Source organism: Pseudomonas sp. 43NM1 (assembly GCF_002836905.1).
Lineage (GTDB): Bacteria > Pseudomonadota > Gammaproteobacteria > Pseudomonadales > Pseudomonadaceae > Aquipseudomonas > Aquipseudomonas prosekii.
Genome location: NZ_MKGS01000064.1, coordinates 1 through 7280, shown reverse-complemented (window position 1 = coordinate 7280; position 7280 = coordinate 1). Strand labels below are relative to the sequence as shown.

At 64.1% G+C, this 7280-nt stretch carries 4 protein-coding genes; 1 reads left to right on the top strand and 3 read right to left on the bottom strand.

Annotated elements, in window-relative coordinates:
* Positions 1-641, top strand: a 641-nt coding sequence (locus BI292_RS07755) for a permease (protein WP_178076544.1), incomplete at its 5' end; no start/stop codon positions are given.
* A gap of 111 nt (positions 642-752) precedes the next feature.
* Here BI292_RS07755 and mnmH read toward each other — a convergent pair.
* From mnmH to BI292_RS07740, 3 genes are all read right to left on the bottom strand, one after another.
* Positions 753-1856 (bottom strand): tRNA 2-selenouridine(34) synthase MnmH, encoded by a 1104-nt coding sequence (gene mnmH, locus BI292_RS07750; protein WP_101207517.1) that lies wholly within the window; start codon positions 1854-1856, stop codon positions 753-755.
* Entirely contained in the window at positions 1856-2890 is a 1035-nt protein-coding gene (gene selD, locus BI292_RS07745) for a selenide, water dikinase SelD (protein ID WP_092279846.1), read from the bottom strand. Before selD ends, mnmH begins: the two co-directional genes overlap by 1 nt.
* 197 nt (positions 2891-3087) lie before the next feature.
* Positions 3088-7280, bottom strand: a 4193-nt coding sequence (locus BI292_RS07740; RefSeq protein ID WP_157831226.1) for an autotransporter domain-containing protein, incomplete at its 5' end; no start/stop codon positions are given.

Here is a 7280-nt window from a genome sequence, read left to right as displayed (position 1 = left end):
GGCAGAATGTCTCGGTCGGTGCCGCGCTGGCGTTCTGGATCGGCAACCCGGTGCTCAACCCGGCGACGCTGGTGTTCATGGGGTTCGTGCTCGGCTGGGGTTTCACCGCGTTGCGCCTGGTGGCAGGCATCGTGCTGGTGTTCGGGGTGTCGTGGGTGGCGCAGCGGATTTCCGGCCCGGAAGTCTTGCCTGAAGCTGCCGTCGAAGCGGTCGCCGAGGCTCGCGAAGTCGATTCGCAACCCTTCCTGACGCGCTGGGGCCGGACGATCTGGCAGCTGTTCTGGAGCACCATTCCGATCTACATCCTGGCGGTGCTGGTGCTCGGCGCGGTGCGCGTCTGGGTGTTCCCGCACATTGACGGCGCGATGGCCGACAGCCTGTTGTGGCTGGTGCCGCTGGCAATCATCGGGACCCTGTTCGTGATCCCGACTGCTGCGGAAATCCCGATCGTGCAAACCATGATGACCCTGGGCATGGGCACCGCGCCGGCGGTTGCGCTGCTGATGACGCTGCCGAGCATCAGCCTGCCCTCGCTGCTGATGCTGCGCAAGGATTTCGATACGCGGGTGTTGGTCAGCGTGGCGCTGATGACGATGGCGATTGGTGTGGTGTGCGGGCTGATTGGGGCGGCGTTGCTTTAACGGATTGGGCGGCTGATCGGGCCTCTTCGCGGGCGAGCCTCGCTCCTACAGGTTGTATGCAATCCCCTGTAGGAGCGAGGCTTGCCCGCGAAAGCGTCAGCCCGGACAACATCAAACCCGCCGACTATTCCGCTCGCGCAGGTACTCAATCACCGCCCCGCGCTCCCCGGCGAACTCGATCCGCGTGCCTTTTTTCTCACGCTGAAAGGCATACATCGGGTCGTAATATTCGCTGAGCAAACCCTCGATCCACGCCCGATGCAGATCCACCGCACCGCTGCGCGCCTGCTCGATCAACGCCTCTTCCATCAGCAGCAACATGCGCCGATGGCGTTCGCCGCCGAGGCGTTTTTGCACGTTGTTGAGGCTTTCCAGCAAGCGCTCGGAAAACAGCGCGAAGCCTTCTTCGCCATGCACCTCAATGAATTCGGCGCACAGGTCGACCACGTAATCTTGCAAGATCCGCTCGACGCGTCCTTCGAGGCTGTCTTCGAGCCAGACCATCGGGAACTGCTGCATGCCTTGATACAGCGGCAGCGGCAACGCGCAACTGCCCACCGCGCGGCTCTCGTCTTCCAGCACAAATTGCTCGAGACCTTGGGCGCGCTTCTTCAGCACGTCCACCGCCAGGCGGTTTTCAAAGTCGATATTCGAGGGTTGGCCGGTGGCGCGTTTGCCGAAACTGGAGCCGCGATGATTGGCGTAACCCTCCAGATCGAGGCCGTTGTTCAGTTGCACCAGCACTTCGGTCTTGCCGGTGCCGGTCATGCCGCCGAGCAGAACGAAATCGCATTGCGCAATCGCCTGATCGACCGTCTCCAGCAAGAACGTGCGCATGGCTTTATAACCACCGCCAATCCGCGGATAGTCAATGCCCGCCTCGTCCTTGAGCCAGTGCTGGACGGTCTGCGAGCGCAAGCCGCCGCGAAAACAATACAAATAACCGTCAGGATGCGCTCGGGCAAAATCAGCCCATGCCTGGATACGTTCAGCCTTGATGTCGCCCGAGACCAATTGATGGCCGAGGGTGATCGCCGCTTCCTGGCCGTGCTGTTTGTAGCAAGTGCCGATGCGCTGGCGTTCGTGGTCGTTCATCAGCGGCAAGTTGACCACGCCGGGGAACGAGCCCTTGAGAAACTCGACCGGCGCGCGCGCGTCCATCATCGGTCGGTCGTTGAGAAAGATGTCGCGGTAATCGGTGTATTCGATGGGCATCAAAACACCTCGACCGCGTTGGTCTGTCGCTCGACCAATTCGCCAATTGGCTGAAGATCGAGGCCAAGTTCGGCGGCGACTGCGAGGAACTCTGCGTTACCCTCGGGCGTGACCGCGATCAGCAGACCGCCGCTGGTTTGCGGGTCGCACAATACGCGTTTGTGCAGTTCCTGCAGGCGCCCGAGTTTGCTCGCGTAGCTGTCGAAGTTGCGCAAGGTGCCGCCGGGCACGCAGCCCTGTTCGAGGTAATACTCGACGCCGGCCAGACGTGGCACGCGTTGGTATTCGATGCGCGCGGTAACGTTGCTGCCATCGGCCATTTCCACCAGGTGGCCGAGCAGGCCGAAACCGGTGACGTCGGTCATCGCGGTGACGCCGGCCAGTTTGCCGAAGCGGCTGCCGGGTTTGTTCAGCGTGCACATCCAGTCGCGCGCGAGGCCGATGTCGGCGTTGCGCAACTTGCCCTTCTTCTCGGCGGTGGTGAGGATGCCGATGCCCAGCGGTTTGGTGAGGTACAACTGGCAGCCGACGGTGGCGGTGTCGTTGCGTTTCATGTGGCGTTTTTGCACGAGGCCGGTGACGGCGAGGCCGAAGATCGGCTCCGGGGCGTCGATGGAATGGCCGCCGGCCAGCGGAATCCCGGCTTCGTCGCAGATCGAGCGACCGCCGCGAATCACCTCGCGGGCGATTTCCGGGGCCAGCACGTTGACCGGCCAGCCGAGGATCGCGATCGCCATCAAGGGATCGCCGCCCATCGCGTAGATGTCGCTGATCGCGTTGGTGGCGGCGATGCGGCCGAAGTCGAACGGGTCGTCGACGATCGGCATGAAGAAGTCAGTGGTGGAGACTACGCCGCGTTCGTCGTCGATGGCGTAGACCGCCGCATCGTCGCGCGAGGCGTTGCCGACCCAGAGGTTCGGGTCGAGGTTTTGCGCGCCGCTGCCGGCCAGGATCACTTCCAGGACCTGCGGGGAAATCTTGCAACCGCATCCTGCGCCGTGGCTGTATTGGGTCAGACGAATCGGCTCGCTCATGGGTGCACCTTGTGGGGTCAATTGCCGGCGATTCTAGCAGACCGGATTGATCTCGACCTTTCGGGCCGCATCGCGAGCAGGCTCACGCAAGAAATATGATCGTTCCCACGCAGAGCGTTGGAACGATCAACACACCGCCTCGACTGACCGCACAAAAAAAACCGCCCTTGCGGGCGGCTAAAACACTTCTCCCGCGATCAGAAGCCGAGGCTGAAGCTGATGGTCATCGCGTGGTCCTCGTTTTTACCCGAGACCTGCCCCGAGTAGCCCAGACCGAGTTTGCCGGTCGGGCTGATCTGGAAGTCCACGCCCGCCTCCAGCAGCGCGCTGTCCTTGGCGATCGGTACGCCTTGGGTGGTGAACGAAGCGCCGCCGTCGATGAAGCTCAGGTCGGCATCCGGTTTGGTGTCGCCGAACGCGTGGCGCCAGCCGATGGCCGCGCGCGGGGTGAATTGCCCGCCGTTGGCTAGGGTGATGACTTTGCCGGCGCGCAGGCCCAGGGTCGAGAACGTGATGTCCTGACTGGAATCCGCTTTCAGGCGCCCGACGCCGCCCTTCTCACGCACCGTGTCGCTGTCGTAATTGACGTAGGACAGGCCGGCGAACGGTTCCAGGGCAATGCCGGCCGCTTCGACGGTGTAACCGACTTCGCCGAACACCTGGGCGCTGCGCGCGTCGTAATCACCTTTCAACCGATCGTTGTAGGCGCCGACGTTGACGTCGCGTTTGGTCTCGATGTCGTGCCAGCTGTAAGCCGCGCCCAAACGCACCGCCAAGGCATCGAACTGCGAGTTGAGGTAAGCCGCCAAGTGGTAGCTTTCGACCGTGGCGTCGGAGCGACGGTCGTGCGCGTCGAGGTCGCTGCGGGTGTAACCGGCGGCCATCCCGGCACGCCACTGAGCGTCGATCTGCTTGTCGGTGCCGAGCATGAAACCGCTGAGGTTGCGATCAAGACTGGCGGCGCCATTGCCCCCGTCCATCTCGCCCCAGGCGCCAAGTGCGCGCATCCAGCCGACCATTTCGCCGTGGCAGCCGCCACTGGTCAGGCGATTTTCGCTAGGCGCCAACGCGCGGCGCGGATCATCCGGCCCACTGCAGGACGGCTGGCGCATGCGGTCGTTGACCGCGTCGCGGATGTAGCGCGAATCTTCGAGAATCGCGCTGGCGGTGCTCGCGTGAATCTCCCCGGACAGACTGTCGAATGCCGCACGGGCACCGGCGCTGCTCAGGTTGACGATCTCGTTTTGCAACGCTGCGCCCGCCACACCGTTACTGCTCAGCGCCGAAGCGGCTGCGCGTTGGTTGCTGGTAGCAGCGACCGCGGCGAACGAGTTTTGATTGCGGCTGACGTTCAGTGCCACCTCGTTGGCGTTGTACACCAGCGAAGTGTCGAGGAACGCCTGCTCCGGCAGATCGGTGGCGCTGAACGTACCGTTGACGCCGCCGCCCGCCGTGATCAGCGCGTAGGACGCATCGCCGGTATAGGGCAGCAGATTGTTTACCACCAAGCCGCCGCCGAGGGTTGCCGCACCACCGACCACCAAAGGCGTGACGGTTGGCGAAGTGACGGTCAGCGCCAGCACACCGGTTGGCGCGTTGGTCAGGTTGCCGGCGACGCGCAGCACCCTGGCATTGGCACCGGAGACCACCAGCCCGTTGTTGTTGATCGAACCGACGCTGCCATTGCCGCTCAACGCCGCGCCATTGGCGACATTGACCTGGCCACCGAGGGTGCTTGGCGTGCTGCTGTCGCCGACTTGCAACGTGCCTTGCTCGACATCGACTGTGCCGCTGAACGGCTGATCACCGGTCAGCAACAACAGACCTGCGCCCTGCTTGACCACGTTGCCGGTGCCGCTGAGCACGCCGTTGAACCGGCCGCTACTGAGTTGGGCGAACAGCATCCGCGCATTGACCAGGAAGCGACCCTGCAGGCTGGCAGTATTACCGACCAGCGTGCCGCCGCTGACAATGGTGCCGCCGCTATAGGTGTTGGCGCCGCTGAGCACCAACGTGCCGGAATCGAGTTTCTCGATCCCGCCAGTGCCCACCAGCGGCGCGGCGATTTCCGTGGTCACGCCGCTGTTGACGCGCACGGCCGCCAGACTGCCATCGAGCGCATTGATCGGGCTCAAACTGCCGTCCGCGCCTGCGACCAGGCGATAACCGTTGTCGAGCACTTGCAACCCGGTAAAGCCCTGATTGCCGACCACGGTGACAGTGCCGCCCTGCCCGCCAAAGACTGCGAACTGATTGTTCGAATCCTCGCTGACGGTGCCGTTGGCGTTGGTCCAGTTGGTGTCCGAACCCCAGGTGCCGCTGCCGCCGCCAATTGTGCCGTCAGCATTGGTTTTGTCGCCGTTCCAGAACTGCACTTGGCCCGGCGCACTTTCCACCAGCAGATTGACCTGATTGGCCAACGCCGTTTGCAAGGTCAGGCTCGCCGGCAATACCGCGCCGGGCAAGCTGCCGTAGATCAAACCATTGTTGGTCAGGGCACCGCCGTAGCGAAACAGTTGATAGACGCCCGTGCCAAAGCCGCCGCCATCAGTGATGTTCAGCGTGCCGTCGAGGGTCAGGTTACCGGCGACATTCACCACATTGGTCGAAGCCGTCGCCGCGCCAAGAGTGAAGTCGAGCACCGTGCCCGAGGCCAACGCCAGCGTGCCGAATGACAGCGGCGCCACGTTGCCGCCACCGACCAATGTTGCGTCGCTGGCCAGTTGCACGGCGCCGCCGAGTTGCCCGCTGCCACCGAGAGTGGCGCCGCTGGCGACGGTGACATTGGCGCTGTTCAGCGTGCCGTCGACCATCAGCGAACCGGCCTGCACGTTGGTGTCGCCGGTAAAGCTGTTGGTGCCGGTGAGCAACAATTCGCCGGTCCCGGTTTTGTTCAGCGTGCCGGCGCCAGTGAGGTTGCCGGTGTAGGTGCCGTCGCTGGTTTGCTCGAAGGTCAGCGCGGCGTTGTTGACGATCGCGCCTTGCAGGCTGGCGGTGGTGCCGCGGGTGCTGCCGCCGTTCAGCGTGGTGCCGCCGCTGTAGGTGTTGGACCCGCTGAGCGACAAAGCGCCGCTGCCGTTTTTCACCAGGCTGCCGCTGCCGGCGATGACGCCGCTGAGTGTGGTGTCCTGCGCACCCGCGAGGCTCAACTGGCCGCCGAGGTTGATGCTGTTGGCCAGTTGCAGCGCGGCCGTGCTGTCCAGTTGCGCGGTGCCAGCGACGTCCAGTGCGCCAGTGCCGATTGCGCTGTTGTTGCCGAGCACCAGCGTGCCGGCATTCAATTGAGTGCCGCCGGCGTAGGTGTTGCTGCCGTTCAAGGTCAGCCGCGCCAAGCCGTTTTTGCTCAATCTGCCGCTGCCGCTGACCACGCCGTTGAGGGTCAAGGCGTTGGAACCGCCGACATTCAATCCACCGTTCAACAGCACTGCGTTGGCCAGGTTGACGGCAGTATTGCTGTCCAGCGTGGTGCCGTCGGCGGCGGTCAATGCGCCGCTGCCGAGCGCCGCGTTATTGCCCACCACCAGCGTGCCGCCGTTCAGCGCGGTGCCGCCGGTGTAGCCGTTGACGCCGTTGAGCACCAAAGTGCCGGCGTCGTATTTGCCCAAAGTGCCGGCGCCATTGATCGCTACGTCGACGGTCGCGGTAGCGTTCGGATCGACGCGGAACGTCGAGTTGCCGAGGCTGCCGTTGACCAGCGTCAGTTCGCCGGCCGTGCCGTTCAACAAGCGGTAGCCGTTGCTGGCGAACTGCATGCCGGTGATCGCTTGCGCACCGTTGAGAGTGACATCACCCGCCGTGCCCTGGAACACCGCAAAGCTGTTGGCCCACGCCTGATTGGCGGTGCCGTTGACGTTGGTCCAGTTGCTAGTGCCGCTGCCCCACGTGCCGCTGCCGCCATCGACCGCGCCGTTGCCGAGCAATTGCGCGCCGTCCCAAAATTGCACGGTGACGTTCGGTGCGGTTACCAGCAAGTTCACCTGATTGGCCAGCGCAGTCTGCACTTGCAGATCACCCGGCAGCACACTGCCCGGCACGTTGCCGACCTGCAGACCGTTGTCGGTCAAGCCGCCGACGTAGTCGATCAGCCGATACACGCCGCTGCCAAAACCGCCGATGTCGCTGACGTTCAAGGCACCGTCGAGGGTCAAGTTGCCGCCGACATTCAGCAGCGCGTTACCGCCGCCGACCACGGGCACACCGAGGCCGACATCGAGGCTGGAATTGCCGCTCAACGCCAACGCACCCACCGACAGCGTGCTGCCGGTCGCCAGTGCAAGGTGACCGCCGTCGGAAACATTAACCGCGCCTGCGAGCGCACCGCTGCCAGTCAGGGTCGCGCCGCTATTGACGGCGACGTTGGCACTCGCCAGCGAACCGCTGACGTTCAAGG